Annotated in this window: 16 protein-coding genes; 14 read left to right on the forward strand and 2 right to left on the reverse strand. The window is 67.8% G+C overall.

Going from position 1 to position 15026, the window contains the following annotated elements; all coding sequences use genetic code 11:
• Nucleotide 1 precedes the first annotated feature (1 nt).
• Nucleotides 2–928: an AAA family ATPase gene (locus ACZ0AE_RS04470; RefSeq protein ID WP_425598281.1), complete on the reverse strand. Its 927-nt coding sequence runs from the start codon at nt 926–928 to the stop codon at nt 2–4.
• Between the two features lie 67 nt (nt 929–995).
• On the opposite strand from ACZ0AE_RS04470, the gene ACZ0AE_RS04475 reads away from it, so the two are divergent.
• Complete coding sequence (locus ACZ0AE_RS04475) at nt 996–2837, forward strand: glycosyltransferase family 39 protein (RefSeq protein ID WP_463600468.1); 1842 nt, start codon at nt 996–998, stop codon at nt 2835–2837.
• A 19-nt stretch (nt 2838–2856) separates the two neighbouring features.
• On the opposite strand, the gene ACZ0AE_RS04480 is transcribed toward ACZ0AE_RS04475, so the two are convergent.
• A complete protein-coding gene (locus ACZ0AE_RS04480) occupies nt 2857–3429 on the reverse strand; it encodes a Maf family protein (RefSeq protein ID WP_463600469.1) in 573 nt (190 codons plus the stop codon).
• Between the two features lie 112 nt (nt 3430–3541).
• On the opposite strand from ACZ0AE_RS04480, the gene ACZ0AE_RS04485 reads away from it, so the two are divergent.
• From ACZ0AE_RS04485 to ACZ0AE_RS04545, 13 genes are all read left to right on the forward strand, one after another.
• Nucleotides 3542–4051: a YceD family protein gene (locus tag ACZ0AE_RS04485; protein ID WP_038690091.1), complete on the forward strand. Its 510-nt coding sequence runs from the start codon at nt 3542–3544 to the stop codon at nt 4049–4051.
• Nucleotides 4052–4159: 108 nt separating this feature from the next.
• Complete coding sequence (gene rpmF / locus ACZ0AE_RS04490) at nt 4160–4357, forward strand: 50S ribosomal protein L32 (protein WP_038690090.1); 198 nt, start codon at nt 4160–4162, stop codon at nt 4355–4357.
• 88 nt (nt 4358–4445) lie between these two features.
• Complete coding sequence (locus ACZ0AE_RS04495; protein WP_038690087.1) at nt 4446–5423, forward strand: beta-ketoacyl-ACP synthase III; 978 nt, start codon at nt 4446–4448, stop codon at nt 5421–5423.
• Between the two features lie 74 nt (nt 5424–5497).
• The gene (locus ACZ0AE_RS04500) at nt 5498–6280 is read left to right on the forward strand and encodes a BUD32 family EKC/KEOPS complex subunit (RefSeq protein ID WP_313247169.1); all 783 of its coding nucleotides are present in this window, start codon (nt 5498–5500) and stop codon (nt 6278–6280) included.
• A 611-nt stretch (nt 6281–6891) separates the two neighbouring features.
• Complete coding sequence (gene fabD / locus ACZ0AE_RS04505; protein WP_038692457.1) at nt 6892–7836, forward strand: ACP S-malonyltransferase; 945 nt, start codon at nt 6892–6894, stop codon at nt 7834–7836.
• A gap of 70 nt (nt 7837–7906) precedes the next feature.
• Entirely contained in the window at nt 7907–8650 is a 744-nt protein-coding gene (gene fabG / locus ACZ0AE_RS04510; RefSeq protein ID WP_038690081.1) for a 3-oxoacyl-ACP reductase FabG, read from the forward strand.
• A gap of 153 nt (nt 8651–8803) precedes the next feature.
• Complete coding sequence (gene acpP, locus ACZ0AE_RS04515; RefSeq protein ID WP_017357544.1) at nt 8804–9043, forward strand: acyl carrier protein; 240 nt, start codon at nt 8804–8806, stop codon at nt 9041–9043.
• Between the two features lie 136 nt (nt 9044–9179).
• Nucleotides 9180–10442: a beta-ketoacyl-ACP synthase II gene (fabF, locus tag ACZ0AE_RS04520; protein ID WP_038690078.1), complete on the forward strand. Its 1263-nt coding sequence runs from the start codon at nt 9180–9182 to the stop codon at nt 10440–10442.
• An 85-nt stretch (nt 10443–10527) separates the two neighbouring features.
• Nucleotides 10528–11883 carry an aminodeoxychorismate synthase component I gene (locus tag ACZ0AE_RS04525; RefSeq protein WP_463600470.1) on the forward strand — a complete coding sequence of 452 codons (1356 nt, stop codon included), beginning with the start codon at nt 10528–10530 and terminating at the stop codon, nt 11881–11883.
• 66 nt (nt 11884–11949) lie between these two features.
• Complete coding sequence (gene mltG, locus ACZ0AE_RS04530; RefSeq protein ID WP_463600471.1) at nt 11950–13008, forward strand: endolytic transglycosylase MltG; 1059 nt, start codon at nt 11950–11952, stop codon at nt 13006–13008.
• Complete coding sequence (gene tmk / locus ACZ0AE_RS04535; protein WP_038690072.1) at nt 13005–13673, forward strand: dTMP kinase; 669 nt, start codon at nt 13005–13007, stop codon at nt 13671–13673. Before mltG ends, tmk begins: the two co-directional genes overlap by 4 nt.
• Nucleotides 13666–14625: a DNA polymerase III subunit delta' gene (locus ACZ0AE_RS04540; RefSeq protein ID WP_038690070.1), complete on the forward strand. Its 960-nt coding sequence runs from the start codon at nt 13666–13668 to the stop codon at nt 14623–14625. Before tmk ends, ACZ0AE_RS04540 begins: the two co-directional genes overlap by 8 nt.
• A complete protein-coding gene (locus ACZ0AE_RS04545; RefSeq protein ID WP_038690068.1) occupies nt 14622–14975 on the forward strand; it encodes a PilZ domain-containing protein in 354 nt (117 codons plus the stop codon). The genes ACZ0AE_RS04540 and ACZ0AE_RS04545 overlap by 4 nt, the downstream gene beginning before the upstream one ends.
• Nucleotides 14976–15026: the final 51 nt, after the last annotated feature.

Consider the following 15026-nt stretch of genomic DNA (forward strand, 5'->3'; position numbering starts at 1 on the left):
CTCAATCCACCGCGACGGTCTGGAGGATCGCGCGGGCCAGTGCCGGGCCGGTGCTGGCTTCTGCTTCGGGCACCAGGCGATGGCCGGCGACGGCCACGAACAGGGTCTGCACGTCTTCGGGCACCACGTGCGTGCGACCGAGCAGCAGCGCATGCGCCTTGGCCGCGTGCAGCAGGGCCAGCCCGGCGCGGGGCGACAGCCCCACGCGCACGCCGGCGTGCTGGCGGCTGCGGGTAAGCAGGGCCTGCACGTAGTGGATGAGTGCGTCGCTGGCATGCACCTGGCGGGCCGCGTCGCGCAGCGTGCGCACCTGTGCCTCGTCCAGGCGTGGCTGCGCCTGTGCGATCAGGTGGCGGCGGTCGGTACCGCGCAGCAGCTCGCGTTCGGATTCGGCATTGGGGTAGCCCAGTGCCAGCCGCAGCAGGAAGCGGTCCAGCTGCGAGTCGGGCAGCGGGAACGTACCCGACAGGTCCACCGGGTTCTGCGTTGCGATCACGAAGAAGGGATCGGGCAGCGGGTGGGTGACACCGTCCAGGGTGACCTGCTGTTCGGCCATCGCTTCGAGCAGCGCGCTCTGCGTGCGCGGCGGTGCGCGATTGATCTCGTCGGCCAGCAGCACGTGGGTGAACACCGGGCCGGGATGGAACTGGAACTGCCGGCTGGCGGCATCGTAAACCGAGACGCCGAGCACATCCGCGGGCAGCAGGTCCGAGGTGAACTGCACGCGCTGGAAGCCCAGCCCGAGGCTGGAGGCCATCGCATGGGCCAGCGTGGTCTTGCCCAGGCCCGGCAGATCTTCAATCAACAGGTGACCGCCCGACAGCAGGGCGACGAACGCCAGCCGCACTTCATGTGCCTTGCCCAGCACCAGCCCGTTGACCTGGTCCTGGGCGCTGCGGAGGGCCTGTCGCACTACATCGGTTAGCATGGCTGGCACCTGGGGCGAATTTTCCATGTCCGTCTCGTGTCGATGATTCCTTCGATTCTATAGAGCAATGCAGGGCGAACAACGCGCACGCACAATTTTTCTGCTGTTGTGGACGCTGGTCACCGCAGTAAAGCTGGTGATCGCCGCGCGTCTGCCGTTGTTCGTGGACGAAGCGTTCTACTGGCAGGAAGGCCAGCACCTGGCCGCGGCCTATTCCGACCTGCCGGGGCTGACGGCCTGGCTGTCGCGGCTCGGGGTGGAACTGGGCGGCGCGCACGTGCTGGCCCAGCGCCTGCCGTTCCTGGCCATCGGCGCAGCGCTGCCGTGGTTGGTCTCGCGCATTGCCACGCGCTGGTTCGGTGCAGTGGCCGGCTGGCAGGCCGGCAGCCTGACCTTGCTGATGCCGTTGTCGGGCACGCTGGGCATCCTGGCGGTGCCGGACGTGCCGATGGCCCTGGCCGCGGTGCTGTGCCTGGATGCCGGCGCGCGCCTGCTGCGCAACGTCGACGCTGCGTCGGCCATGAAGCTGGCACTGGGCCTGATGATCGGCGCGCTCAGCCATTACCGTTTCATCGGCGTGATCGTGGTTGGCTTCATCGCCCTGCTGCTGTTGCCGCAGGGGCGCCGCATGCTGCGCGATCCGCGCGTGTGGGTGGCGCTGGCGGTGGGGGTGTTGGCGTGGTTGCCGCTGCTGTCGTGGAATGCCGACAACCAGGATGCCGGCCTGAAATTCCAGGTGGTCGAACGCCACCCGTGGGCATTCGAATGGAGTGGTCTGTGGTTCCTGGTGATCCAGCCGATGCTGGTCACCCCGATCCTGTGTATGGCGATGTGGAAGGTGGCGCTGGCCGGCACCCGCAGCGGTGGCGGTGCGCGTGCGCAGTGGCGCTACTTCGGTCTGGTGGGCGCGGTCTCCACGGTGGCGATCTTCGGGCTGGGCTTCTTCACCGATGTGGAGCGCATCAGCTTCCACTGGCCGTTGCCGGGGTATCTGGCGCTGCTGGTGGCGGTGCCGGTGGTGCTCAACGGCTGGCCGCGCTGGCTGCGGCGCGCCGGCTGGTGGCTGGCCGGTGCCGGCCTGGCACTGGCCTTCGGCTACTACCTGATGGCGTCCACGCCGAGCCTGCGCGAGCAGCTGGCCGGCGACAAATACTACCCGCGCAATTTCGCCGGCTGGGAACCGCTGGCCGCCGCGGTGCGCGACGAACTCGCTGGCATGCCCGAAGGTACCCGGGTGCTGGCCGGCAACTTCAAGGTAGGCGCCGAGCTCGGCTTCCAGCTACGTGATCCGTCCATCGAAGTGCTGCGCCACCCGCTCAACGACAAGCACGGTCGCAGTGCGCAGCTGGGGCTGTGGGGGCTGTTGCACGATGGCCGGCGCAACGCGCCGATGCTGCTGGTGCTGTCGCCCAGCGACCAGCGTTACCGCGACCTGCTGCAGCGCTACCACGCAGTGTGCGAGCAGGTGGGCCCGCTGCCGCCGCCGCGGGTGGTCAGCAACGATCATGGCTACCAGCGCTTCCTGTTGTTCAAGCTGCCGGCCGAGCGCGCGTCCGGCCCGTGCGTGACCCCGGCGATGGCCTGGATCGACACGCCGCAGGCGGACGCAACCGTGACCGGCGTGGTGGAAGTGCGCGGCTGGGCCTTCAAGGACGGGGTGGGGCTGTCGCGGGTGGAGGTGCTGCTGGATGGCAAGGCCGTGGCCGAGGCGGACTACGGCCGCACCTACGACATCACCAGCTTCTGGACCAACTCCAACGATCCGCAGCACCCCAACGTGGGCTTCACCGCCCGGGTCGATACGCGCGCGCTGGCGCCGGGCAGGCATTGGCTGGGCCTGCGCCTGCACGGGCGCGACGGCAGCGTGGAGCCGTGGCAGGAGCAGGCACTGCAGGTGCCCGCGCGCTGAGCGTGCGCGGCGGCAGGGATCAGGGCAGGATGTAGCCGGCCTGGCGCAGCAGCTGGCTGGTGGCGATCAGGGGCAGCCCGATCAGCGCGGTGGGGTCGCGGTTCTCGATGGCCTCGAACAGGGCGATGCCCAGCCCCTCGCATTTGAAACTGCCGGCGCAGTCCAGCGGCTGCTCGGCAGCCACGTAGCGGGCGATCGTGGCCGCATCCAGGGCGCGGAAGTGCACCCGGGTCAGGTCGCAGGCCGCCAGCTCGCGATCGTCGCAGCGCAGGCTGACCGCCGTATGGAACGCCACCACTTGGCCGGACATCGCCGCCAGCTGCGCCTGTGCGGCCGCCACCGTGCCCGGCTTGCCCAGCGGGGAACCGTTCAGCTCGGCGACCTGGTCCGACCCGATCACCCAGCGCCCGGGGTAGCGGGCGGCCACCTCGGCGGCCTTGGCCCGGGCCAGACGCACCGCCACCGCACGCGGGGTTTCACCCGGCTGCGGGGTCTCATCCACGTCCGGGCGTGCGCAGTCGGGGGCCAGGCCCAGCCGTTGCAGCAGTTCCAGGCGGTAGCGGGAGGTGGAGGCAAGCACGGGCGGAAGCATGCGAAAATACCGGTTGGTGGGGTCGGCAGTCTGGCCGCGGCGGCCGGGCGGGGCAAGCCGGTACACGAGGGATTTGACAGCCGGGCAGACGGTCCTTAACATTCAGCGGCTTATGTCCGCGAACGTGCCCGAATTGCTGGATGCTTGGCGGATGGTTGCAGCACGCAGGTGCTTCGACGGCCAGGTGAATCTAGCTGAATTGACCCGCCTGCAAGGGCTTGTTGCCGATACCGAAGGTCAGTGCACCTATGCACTGGAATTCGCGCACGACGACATCCTGCGGGTATCCTATGTTGAACTGACCATTGAAACCGCGCTGCCGCTGATCTGTCAGCGCAGCCTGCAGCGCTTCCTGCTGCCGGTCTCGATGGTGCAGCGGCTCGGCCTGATCCGCAGCGAAGAGGAAGAATCCTCGTTGCCGGAAGGGTACGAACCGTGGCTGGTGCCCGAAGACGGCATGCTGCGACCGCTGGAACTGGTCGAGGACGAACTGGTCCTGGCCGTGCCCGTTGTGCCGTTGTCTCCCGATGGGCAGGCAGTGGACCGCGACTGGGCACCGACCGAAGAAGAAATCAGCAAGGCCAATCCGTTCGCGGCGTTGGCGGCACTGAAAAAACAATAGCAGCCGGATTGTCGTCGGCGGCTGCGGCGAAAGCGAAGACTGTGCTGGGCGCTGGCGTCCTGCGCGACGAAACGACGAAGCAAAACGAACCGAGTTTGGAGCAATCCCATGGCTGTGCAGAAATCCCGTGTCACCCCGTCCCGCCGCGGTATGCGCCGTGCGCATGACGCCCTGAGCGCCAAGCAGCTGTCCACCGATCCGACCACCGGTGAAGTGCATCTGCGTCACCACATCACCGCTGACGGTTTCTACCGTGGCAAGAAGGTGATTGCGACCAAGTCGAATTCGGCCGTCGAAGAAGATTGATCCGTGAAGGCCGCTGCCCGGTCGGGCAGCGGCCTTTACTCCATTCTTCCCGGCTGTCGGTGTTGATGGCCGTGCTACAGGACATGCAATGAGCAAGCGGATCTACTCGAGGATCGCGGGCACTGGTAGCTATTTGCCCGAAAAAGTGTTGACCAACCAGGATCTGGAGAAAATGGTCGACACCACCGATGAGTGGATCCAGTCGCGAACGGGTATCCGTGAGCGGCACATTGCAGCGGAAAACGAAACCACCAGCGACCTCGGCTATCACGCCGCGGTGCGTGCGCTGGAAGCGGCCGGTATCGACGCTTCGCAGCTGGACATGATCGTGGTGGGTACGACCACGCCCGATCTGATCTTTCCCTCCACCGCGTGCCTGATCCAGGCCAAGCTCGGTGCGAGCGGGTGCCCTGCCTTCGACGTCAACGCCGCCTGTTCGGGCTTCGTGTTCGCGTTGAGCGTGGCGGACAAATTCATTCGTTCCGGTGATGCACGTCATGTGCTGGTCATCGGTGCGGAAACCCTGACCCGGATCGTCGACTGGACCGAGCGCACCACCTGCGTGCTGTTCGGCGACGGCGCCGGCGCGGTCGTGCTGAAGGCCGACGAAGACACCGGCATCCTTAGCACCCACCTGCATTCGGATGGCAGCAAGAAAGAGCTGCTGTGGAACCCGGTGGGCGTGTCGGCTGGTTTCGGCGAGGGCGAGAACGCCCGCGGCGCGATCCTGATGAAGGGCAACGACGTGTTCAAGTACGCCGTGAAGGCGCTGGACTCGGTCGTCGACGAAACCCTGGAAGCGAACGCGCTGACCAAGGCCGACCTGGACTGGCTGATTCCGCACCAAGCCAACCTGCGCATCATCGAAGCCACGGCCAAGCGCCTGGACATGTCGATGGAGCAGGTGGTGGTGACGGTGGACAGGCACGGCAATACGTCGTCCGCCTCGGTGCCGATGGCGCTGGACGTGGCGATCCGTTCGGGCCGCGTCGAGCGTGGCCAGCTGCTGTTGCTGGAAGCCTTCGGTGGCGGCTTCACCTGGGGTTCGGCTCTGCTGCGCTATTGATAGTGCTCGTTACGACAACGTGACGTTTTCATTACGGCCCCATTTGGGGCCGTATGCATTTCAGGAGACCTGTCATGGTTGAGCCCATCGTCATTGAAGGGCAACGTGCCTGGCTGAAGCAGTACGGCGAAGGAAGCCGCGCGGTAGCCTTGGGCCTGCTCAATTTTGTTGCACACCGTTTCCAGCTGGATGCGCTGCGCCCGCCGCCGCATCGCGGTGGCGATGCCGCGAAGGAAACCGAGGCGCGCCGTCTGGGCGAGCTGGCCGCGCAGGGCGTGAACGTGCCGCACGTGATCGGCAGTGGTCACGCGGCGTTGGTGCTGGAAGACAACGGCAGTTCGTTCAATACCTGTCTGCGCCAGGCGGATGCGGCCGGGCGCGACGTGCTGGTGGCGGCGGCGATGCAGGCGATTGCGGCAGCGCATGCGAAGGGGGCCTACTTTGGGCAGCCGTTGCCGCGCAACCTGACCTGGGACGGGGCGAAGGTGGGCTTCATCGATTTCGAGGAAGACCCGCTGGAGGTGATGGACCTGGCGCAGGCGCAGGCACGCGATTGGCTGATGTTCGGCTACGGTGTGGCGAAGTATTACGAGGACCGTCCGCAGCAGTTGCAGGCGCTGATGGCGCAGGCGATGGACGGGGTGGAGGCGCCGGTGATCGCGCATGCGCACGCGGTGTCGGGGCGGCTGCAGGGGCTGGCCCGGGCGAGTCTGAAGATGGGCCGTTCGGCGCGCGCGCTGGCCCACGCGATTCTGATCGTGCACGGGGCCACGACGCTGGGGGTGCTGATGCTGGCGGTGATCTGCTACGACTTCTTCTCCGACGGCGACCTCGACATCCTGCAGTTGTTGGTTTGATCGGGTGGGGCTTTTTTTTGAAGCCAGAGCTTTTAAGAGCGTAGAGCCAGAGCGTTGTTGCTCGCTTGCGGCGTGCCGGGTCGGCGTGGGTGGGTTGGCGGGACACGCCGTAAACCCATCCATGGGGGCTCGTGGGCGCCATCCATGGCGCCCAACGGTCCCGCCAACCCACCCACGCCGACCCCCGAGAGATTCCGGGCGGGCATGGGCAATCAACGGCACTTCGTCTCAGCGTTGCTGAGCCTCAGCAGAGCATCCCCGCCCGTGAGAGGGGGGAGGGGTAGTGCCGAGCGAAGCTCGGCACCTCTCAAACCCAAAGCAGGCCGCTGCGCTGCTCTTGATCTACGTTGCGCACCAGCCATGTCTGGAGAGGCTGGGGTGGGTGAGGTTGCGGGGCCCTCCACCGCATGGATGCGGTGGCGGAGCTTACAAGGACGTACTTGCAGCGTGCCCCGCAACCTCACCCACCCCAGCCCACTTCCCGACAGTGACTGACCGCTCTGGCTCCATGCTTGCGCTCAAAGCGGCCAAGCCACATACGCGTCAGTACAGACGGAGGGCGGTATTCCCCCTTATCATTCGCCGTTCGATTTTTGCAGGCGGATGACCGCGTGACCGATTCCAATCTCGCATTCGTGTTCCCCGGCCAGGGCTCGCAGTCGCTGGGCATGCTCGCCGAACTGGCTGAGCTGCACCCGCAGGTCCGCGAGGCCTTCACCGAGGCCTCCGATGGCGCCGGCGTCGACCTGTGGGCGCTGTCGCAGGGCGGCCCCGAGGAAATGCTCAACCGCACCGAATTTACCCAGCCCGCCCTGCTGGCCGCCAGCATCGGCGTCTGGCGCGTCTGGAATGCCGTCGGTGGCGCCAAGCCCGCCGTGCTGGCCGGCCACAGCCTGGGCGAGTACACCGCCCTCGTTGCCGCGGGCGCCCTGACCCTGCGCGATGGTGCCCACCTGGTGCGCCTGCGTGGCCAGCTCATGCAGGAAGCCGCCCCCGCCGGCGTGGGTGCCATGGCCGCCGTCCTCGGCGCCGAAGACGCCCTGGTCCTGGACGTCTGCGAACAGGCGGCCGGCAGCCAGATCGTCGTGCCCGCCAACTACAACTCGCCCGGCCAGATCGTCATCGGTGGCGACGCTGCCGCCGTCGACCGCGCCCTGGCCCTGCTCGCCGAAAAGGGCGTCCGCAAGGCCGTCAAGCTCGCCGTCAGCGTCCCCTCGCACACCCCGCTCATGCGCGAAGCCGCCAACCGCCTGGCCGAAACCATGGCCGGCCTGGACTGGCGCGCGCCCGCGCTGCCGGTCGTGCAGAACGTCGACGCCCGCATCCACGACGGCGTCGAGGCCATCGCCCAGGCCCTGGTCCAGCAGCTTTACCTGCCCGTCCAGTGGACCGGCTGCGTGCAGGCCCTGGCCGCCCGTGGCGTCACCCGCGTCGCCGAGTGCGGCCCGGGCAAGGTCCTGACCGGATTGATCAAGCGCATCGACAAATCGCTGGACGCGCGCACACTGTCCACGCCCGCCGATTTCGAGGCAGCCCGCGAAACCTGGGCCGCCTGATCCTTTGACTGGCTTTGCGTCGCCCGGCCCCGGCCTGGCGCGTGGACCGGTCCCGTTCGAGGAACTACAGATGAGCAAGCCCCTTCAGGGTGAAATCGCACTGGTGACCGGCGCCAGCCGTGGCATCGGCGCCGCCATTGCCGACGCATTGGCCGCGCAGGGCGCGACCGTCATCGGCACCGCCACCACCGACGCCGGTGCCGCCGCCATCGGCGAGCGCCTGGCCGCCGTGGGTGGCCACGGCCGCGCGCTGAACGTCACCGACGCCGCCGCGCTGGACGCCGTGCTGGACGGTATCGCCAAGGAATTCGGCGCCATCAGCATCCTGGTCAACAACGCCGGCATCACCCGCGACAACCTGCTGCTGCGCATGAAGGACGAGGACTGGCAGGCCATCCTCGACACCAACCTGACCAGCGTGTTCCGCACCTCCAAGGCGGTCATCCGCGGCATGATGAAGGCCCGCAAGGGACGCATCATCAACATCGCCTCGGTGATCGGCGTGACCGGCAATGCCGGCCAGGCCAACTATGCCGCCGCCAAGGCCGGCATCATTGCCTTCTCCAAGTCGCTGGCCAAGGAAATCGGCTCGCGCGGCATCACCGTCAATGTGGTCGCTCCCGGCTTCATCGACACCGACATGACCAAGGCCCTGCCGGAAGAACAGCGCACCGGCCTGGTCAAGACGATCGCCCTGGAACGCCTGGGTGAACCGTCCGACATCGCCAACGCGGTGGCGTTCCTGGCCGGTCCCTCGGCCAGCTACATCACCGGCGAAACCCTCCATGTGAACGGCGGCATGTACATGCCGTAAGCATGTGGCGCACGGATCGCGCCGCAAGTGGTTGATCTGAAAGATGTTTTGCGGCAATGCAAGGCATCGCCGGTTTCCACTACACTATCCCACGGTCATCCGACATCGGATGGCGTCATTTTTGAACCACTACTCCATCTGGAGCGATATCCAATGAGCACCATCGAAGAACGCGTCAAGAAAATCGTCGTCGAACAGCTTGGCGTCAAGGAAGAAGAAGTCACCAACAGCGCATCGTTCGTCGATGACCTGGGCGCTGACTCGCTGGACACCGTTGAACTGGTGATGGCGCTGGAAGAAGAGTTCGAGTGCGAAATCCCGGACGAAGAAGCCGAGAAGATCAGCACCGTCCAGGCTGCAATCGACTACATCAACGCCCACGTCAAGGCTTGATGTCAGGCGGCTTGCGCGCGGCGGTGGCACCAGCCCCGGCCGCGCGCGGCAATCCCATGGGGCCGCACTTGCGGCCCTGTGCATTTGAGCGTTACACCGCGTCATACCCGTGAACCACGGGCCAGGAGAATCAGCAATGAAGCGTCGCGTCGTCGTCACCGGCATGGGCATGGTCTCGCCCCTTGGCAATGATCTGGACACCAGTTGGAAGGGCATCAGCGAAGGCCGTTCGGGCATCGCTGCGCTGACCAACGTTGCCGACAGCTACCTGGAACGGTTCACCACCAAAATTGCAGGTGAGGTCAAGGGATTTGACATCACCGCCGACAACGCACTGTTCGGCACGTACCGGGTCAGCGGCAAGGATGCCAAGAAGATGGACCCGTTCATCCATTACGGCTTGGGCGCAGCGTTCATGGCCCTGCACGATTCCGGCCTGGAGATCACCGACGCCAATGCCGAGCGCATCGGCGCGATCGTCGGCGCCGGCATCGGCGGCCTGCTTGGCATCGAAGAGCAGACCATCGATTTCCATGAGGGCAAGAAGATCTCGCCCTTCTACGTGCCCAAGACCATCATCAACATGTTGCCCGGCCAGCTGAGCATCATCAGCGGCCTGAAGGGCCCGTCGTTCTCGGCGGTGTCGGCCTGCGCCACCTCGAACCATTCCATCGGCACCGCCATGCGCATGATCCAGTACGGCGATGCGGACGTGATGGTGGCCGGTGGCGCCGAGCGTGGTTCCTCGCCGACCGCCCTGGGCGGCTTCTGCGCGATGAAGGCCATGAGCACCCGCAACGATGATCCCGAAGCGGCCTCGCGGCCGTGGGACAAGGACCGCGACGGCTTCGTGCTCGGCGATGGTGCCGGCATCCTGATCCTGGAAGAGTACGAACACGCCAAGGCCCGTGGCGCGAAGATCTACTGCGAACTGGCCGGTTTCGGTGCCAGCTCCGACGCCTACCACATGACCGCGCCGAGCGAGAACGGCGAAGGCGCCGCGCGCTGCATGGTCATGGCCATGAAGGACGCCGGTGTGACCCCGGAGCAGATCGGCTACCTCAACGCGCATGGCACCTCGACCCCGCTGGGTGACCTCGGCGAGACCATGGCGATGAAGGCCGCCTTCGGTGACCACGCCTACAAGATGATGGTCAGCTCGACCAAGTCGATGACCGGCCACCTGCTCGGTGCCGCTGGCGGCGTCGAAGCGATCTTCTCGGTGCTGGCCCTGCGCGACAACGTGATTCCGCCGACCATCAACCTGCACCAGCCGGGCGAAGGCTGCGACCTGGATTACGTGCCCAATGAAGCACGCCAGGCCAAGGTGGACGTGGTGATGTCCAACGGTTTCGGCTTCGGTGGCACCAACGGCACGCTGGTGTTCAAGCGCGTCTGATCGCCGCGCTGCCGTACCCGCACCCGGGCCGCCATCTTGGCGGCCTTGGTGTATCTGGCCCTCCCGCACCTTCCGGTTCCCCGCCATGCTGCTGACCCATCCGCTGCCCGCCACCACCGACCTGCTCGCGCTGCAGCGCGTGGCGCCATCGCGCTATCCGCTGCTGATGGAGTCCACCGCCTCGGGCACCGCGCAGGGCCGCTGGGACCTGCTGCTGATGGGCAACGGGCAGGTGCTCGCGCTGCACGCGGATGGCGTCGTGCGCGATGCCGAAGGCGTTGCCCATCCGGGCACCTTCCTGGGCGTGCTGGACGCGCAGTGGGCGGCGCTGCGCCAGCCACGCGAGGAGATCCAGCTGCCGTTCCGTGGTGGCTGGGCGCTGATGCTGGATTACGAACTGGCCGGACAGATCGAAACGGTGCTGCAGCTGCCCGCGCGCGCCGACGGGCTGCCCGCCGCCCTGGCCCTGCGCTGCCCCGCAGCGGTGCTCCACGACCGCGTGCTGGGCCAGTACCACGCCGTGTGCGAAACCGACCACGCCGCACTGCTGCAGACCCTGCTGGCCGACCTGGACGCCGCACGTGCGTTGCCGCCGCTGCCGGCCTGGCAGCCGCCGGCCGAGGTGGGCGAGGATGCGCCTGCGCGCTTCACCGACGGCGTGGGCAAGGTCATCGAGTACCTGCGTGCCGGCGATGTGTTCCAGGTGAACCTGTCGCGGCGCTGGAACGCGCAGTTCGCCAGCACGCTGTCGCCGCAGGCGCTGTACGCGCAGCTGCGGGTGGCCAACCCGGCCCCGTTCGCCGGGCTGTTCATGGCGCAGGGCAGGGCGGTGGTCAGTTCCTCGCCGGAGCGGCTGGTGTCGGTGCATGGCCACGACGTGCAGACCCGGCCGATCGCCGGTACCCGCCCGCGCTTTGCCGGCGACGATGACGCCGCGCGCATCCAGGAGCTGGTGGGCCACCCCAAGGAACGCGCCGAGCACGTGATGCTGATCGACCTGGAGCGCAATGACCTGGGTCGCATCTGCACGCCCGGCAGCGTCGAGGTCGACGAGCTGATGACGGTGGAAAGCTACGCCCACGTGCACCACATCGTGAGCAACGTGCGCGGCCGCCTGCGCGCGGGCGTGAGCCCCGGCCAGGTGATCGCCGCCACCTTCCCGGGCGGCACCATCACCGGGTGCCCGAAGGTACGCTGCATGCAGATCATCGCCGAGCTGGAGCAGACCGCGCGTGGCGCCTACACCGGCGCGTTCGGCTGGCTCAACCGCGATGGCGACCTGGACCTGAACATCCTGATCCGCACCGCCGAAGTGGCCGCGGCCAGCGCCACCTTCCGCACCGGTGCCGGCATCGTGGTCGATTCGGACCCGGACAAGGAACTGGACGAAACCCGCGCCAAGGCGCGTGGCCTGATGCGTGCGCTGGGCCGGCATGACTGAGCCGTTTGGGCGTGTGCAGCGGTCGCGCGGTATGCTGCGCGGCGGCGAAAACCATTCGAGGTGACCATGGCGGGTGCGAAACGGGGATGTCTGGCCGTGCTGGCGGTGCTGCTGTTGGGGGCATTGCTGCTGGCTGGTGCAGGGGCGTGGTTCTGGCATAGCCAGCGCGGCTTCGCCGATGCGCCGTTGACCCCGGACCAGCCCAGCGTGGTGATCGCCTCCGGCGACGGCCTGAACACGGTGCTGGGCAAGCTGCGTGCGGCCGGCGTGGACGAAGGCAGCGACACCCAGTGGCAACTGCTGGCGCGCCAGCTGGATGCGGCCGGCAAGCTCAAGGTGGGTGAATACGCGCTGGACCCCAGCCTGACCCCGCGCGAGCTGCTGCTGCGCATGCGCCAGGGCCGCGTGCTGCAGCACCGGGTGACCATCGTGGAAGGCTGGAACATCCGCCAGGTCCGGGCCGCGCTCAAGCGCGCCGACCCGCTGGTGCACACCACCGACAGCCTCGACGACGCTGCCCTGATGAAGGCCATCGGCTTCCCCGGCGAACACCCCGAAGGCCGCTTCCTGCCCGAAACCTACGTGTACCAGCGCGGCGACAGCGACGTGGACGTGCTCAAGCGCGCGCACGCGGCGATGGAAAAGGAACTGGCCGCCGCGTGGGACAGCCGTGCCGACGATCTGCCGCTGAACACGCCGTACGAACTGCTGACCCTGGCCTCGATCATCGAGAAGGAAACCGCGCTGCCCAGCGAGCGGCCGCAGATCGCCGGCGTATTCATGCGCCGGCTGAAGATCGGCATGCGCCTGCAGACCGACCCGACCGTGATCTACGGCATCGGCAGCAGCTACGACGGCAACATCCGCAAGCGCGACCTCACCACCGATACGCCGTACAACACCTACACCCGGGCTGGCCTGACCCCGACTCCGATCGCCATGCCGGGTCGCGACGCCCTGCAGGCCGCCGCGCAACCGGCCGCCGGCGATGCGCTGTACTTCGTGGCGGTGGGCGATGGCAGCGGCGCGCACGTGTTCTCGGCCAATTACACCGACCACAACGCCGCCGTGGCGCGCTACCTGCAGCAGCTGCGCCAGCAGCGCAGCCAGGCCGCACCGCAATGACCGCCTCGCTGCTGCGCCACCCGCGTTTTGTCAGCCTGGAAGGTGGCGAAGGCGCGGGCAAGACCACCGCCATCAATGCCATCCGCGAGGCCCTGCACGCACGCGGCCACGAGGTGTTGTTGACCCGCGAGCCCGGCGGCACGCCGTTGGCCGAGCGCATCCGCGCGCTGGTGCTCACCCCTGATGCGGAGATCGCCGCCGAGCCGTTGTCGGCCGAGGCCGAGCTGCTGCTGGTGTTCGCCGCGCGGGCCCAGCACGTACGCCAGGTGATCGAGCCGGCGCTGCGCCGCGGCTGCTACGTCGTCAGCGACCGCTTCACCGATTCCAGCTACGCCTACCAGGGCGGCGGTCGCGGCCTGGACGCGGCGTGGATCGCCGACCTCGAGCGCCGCGCGGTGGGCCTGCTGCCCGGGCTGACCCTGCTGCTCGACGTGGATGTGGCCGTCGGCCGCGCCCGCGCCAATGGCCGCGACCTGTGGCCGGACCGCATCGAGAGCGAGCAGGACGACTTCTTCCAGCGCGTGCGCGCGGTATTCCGCCAGCGCGTCAGCGCCGACCCCGCCCGTTTCCGCCTGATCGACGCCAGCCAGGACCAGGTCGGCGTTGCCGCATCGGTGGTGGCGGCGGTGGATGCCTGGCTGGCACCGGAGCCTTCCCATGAGTGAGACCTTTTCCCCGTGGCAGCAGCGCGCCTATGACCAGACCGTGGCCGCGCTGGACGCCGGGCGCCTGGGCCATGGCCTGCTGATCTGCGGCCCAGCCGGGCTGGGCAAGCGCGCCGTGGCGCTGCGCATGGCCCAGCACATCCTGTGCAGCGGTGAACCGGCCGCTGCCCAGCGCAGCGCCCAGCTGATCGCCGCCGGCACCCACCCGGACCTGCAGCTGATCTCGTTCGTGCCGAACAAATCCGGCGACAAGCTGCGCACCGAGATCGTGATCGAGCAGATCCGCGAGATCTCGCAGAAGCTGGCGCTGACCCCGCAGTACGGCATCGCCCAGGTGGTGATCGTCGACCCGGCCGATGCGATCAACCGCGCGGCCTGCAACGCGCTGCTCAAGACCCTGGAAGAGCCGCAGCCGGGCCGCTACCTGTGGCTCATCAGCAGCGACCCGGCGCGCCTGCCGGCGACCGTGCGCAGCCGCTGCCAGCGACTGGAGTTCAAGCTGCCCCCGCGTGAGGAAGCACTGGCCTGGCTGCACGCCCAGGGCCACACCCCGCGCAGCGCCGAAGAGGCCCTGGACGCCGCGCGCGGCCACCCCGGGCAGGCCGACGACTGGCTGCGCGAGGATGGCCTGGCGCTGCGCCGGCAGGTGGCCACCGACCTGGAGGCGCTGGTGGCCGGGCGCGCCGGTGCGGTGGAGCTGGCCCAGCGCTGGACCGCCGACGACAACGCGGCGCTGCGCCTGCGTCACGCCGCCGATCTGGCGCTGGCCCAGGCCAGCACGGGCGGCTTGACCGATCCGGACCGATTGCACAAGCTGGCGGCGTGGTTCGACGCCGCCAACCGTACCCGCGATCTGCTGCGCACCACCGTGCGCGCCGACCTTGCGGTGGTGGAATTGTTGTTGGCCTGGAACAAGGTCAACGAGCGGCAAGCAAAGGGGAATAGAGCATGAGTGCCACCAACGCCCGCCAGGGCATCCTGTCGCTGGCGGTCAAGGACAAGGCCGCGCTGTACAGCGCGTACATGCCGTTCGTGAAGAACGGCGGCGTCTTCGTCCCCACCCCCAAGCGCTACTTCCTGGGCGATGAGGTGTTCCTGCTGCTGACCCTGCCGGACTCCAGCGAGCGCCTGCCGGTGGCCGGCAAGGTCATCTGGGTGACCCCCGCCGGCGCCCAGGGCAACCGCGCGGCCGGCATCGGCGTGCAGCTGGCCGAAGGGGCCGAGGGAGAGAACGTGCGCAACAAGATCGAGACGTTGCTGGCCGGCATCCTGACCTCGGACAAGCCCACGCACACGATGTGAAGAAATTTCGGCGAAACCGTTGACGCCGAAAATTGCCGCCCTATAATGAGC

It is taken from the genome of Stenotrophomonas sp. AC248 (genome assembly GCF_979258185.1).

Excerpts from the sequence above, each read along its gene's own strand:
- ACZ0AE_RS04470 (WP_425598281.1), bottom strand. The coding sequence starts at position 928 with ATGCTAACCGATGTAGTGCGACAGGCCCTCCGCAGCGCCCAGGACCAG.
- ACZ0AE_RS04475 (WP_463600468.1), top strand. The coding sequence starts at position 996 with ATGCAGGGCGAACAACGCGCACGCACAATTTTTCTGCTGTTGTGGACG.
- ACZ0AE_RS04480 (WP_463600469.1), bottom strand. The coding sequence starts at position 3,429 with ATGCTTCCGCCCGTGCTTGCCTCCACCTCCCGCTACCGCCTGGAACTG.
- ACZ0AE_RS04485 (WP_038690091.1), top strand. The coding sequence starts at position 3,542 with ATGTCCGCGAACGTGCCCGAATTGCTGGATGCTTGGCGGATGGTTGCA.
- rpmF (WP_038690090.1), top strand. The coding sequence starts at position 4,160 with ATGGCTGTGCAGAAATCCCGTGTCACCCCGTCCCGCCGCGGTATGCGC.
- ACZ0AE_RS04495 (WP_038690087.1), top strand. The coding sequence starts at position 4,446 with ATGAGCAAGCGGATCTACTCGAGGATCGCGGGCACTGGTAGCTATTTG.
- ACZ0AE_RS04500 (WP_313247169.1), top strand. The coding sequence starts at position 5,498 with ATGGTTGAGCCCATCGTCATTGAAGGGCAACGTGCCTGGCTGAAGCAG.
- fabG (WP_038690081.1), top strand. The coding sequence starts at position 7,907 with ATGAGCAAGCCCCTTCAGGGTGAAATCGCACTGGTGACCGGCGCCAGC.
- acpP (WP_017357544.1), top strand. The coding sequence starts at position 8,804 with ATGAGCACCATCGAAGAACGCGTCAAGAAAATCGTCGTCGAACAGCTT.
- fabF (WP_038690078.1), top strand. The coding sequence starts at position 9,180 with ATGAAGCGTCGCGTCGTCGTCACCGGCATGGGCATGGTCTCGCCCCTT.
- ACZ0AE_RS04525 (WP_463600470.1), top strand. The coding sequence starts at position 10,528 with ATGCTGCTGACCCATCCGCTGCCCGCCACCACCGACCTGCTCGCGCTG.
- mltG (WP_463600471.1), top strand. The coding sequence starts at position 11,950 with ATGGCGGGTGCGAAACGGGGATGTCTGGCCGTGCTGGCGGTGCTGCTG.
- tmk (WP_038690072.1), top strand. The coding sequence starts at position 13,005 with ATGACCGCCTCGCTGCTGCGCCACCCGCGTTTTGTCAGCCTGGAAGGT.
- ACZ0AE_RS04540 (WP_038690070.1), top strand. The coding sequence starts at position 13,666 with ATGAGTGAGACCTTTTCCCCGTGGCAGCAGCGCGCCTATGACCAGACC.
- ACZ0AE_RS04545 (WP_038690068.1), top strand. The coding sequence starts at position 14,622 with ATGAGTGCCACCAACGCCCGCCAGGGCATCCTGTCGCTGGCGGTCAAG.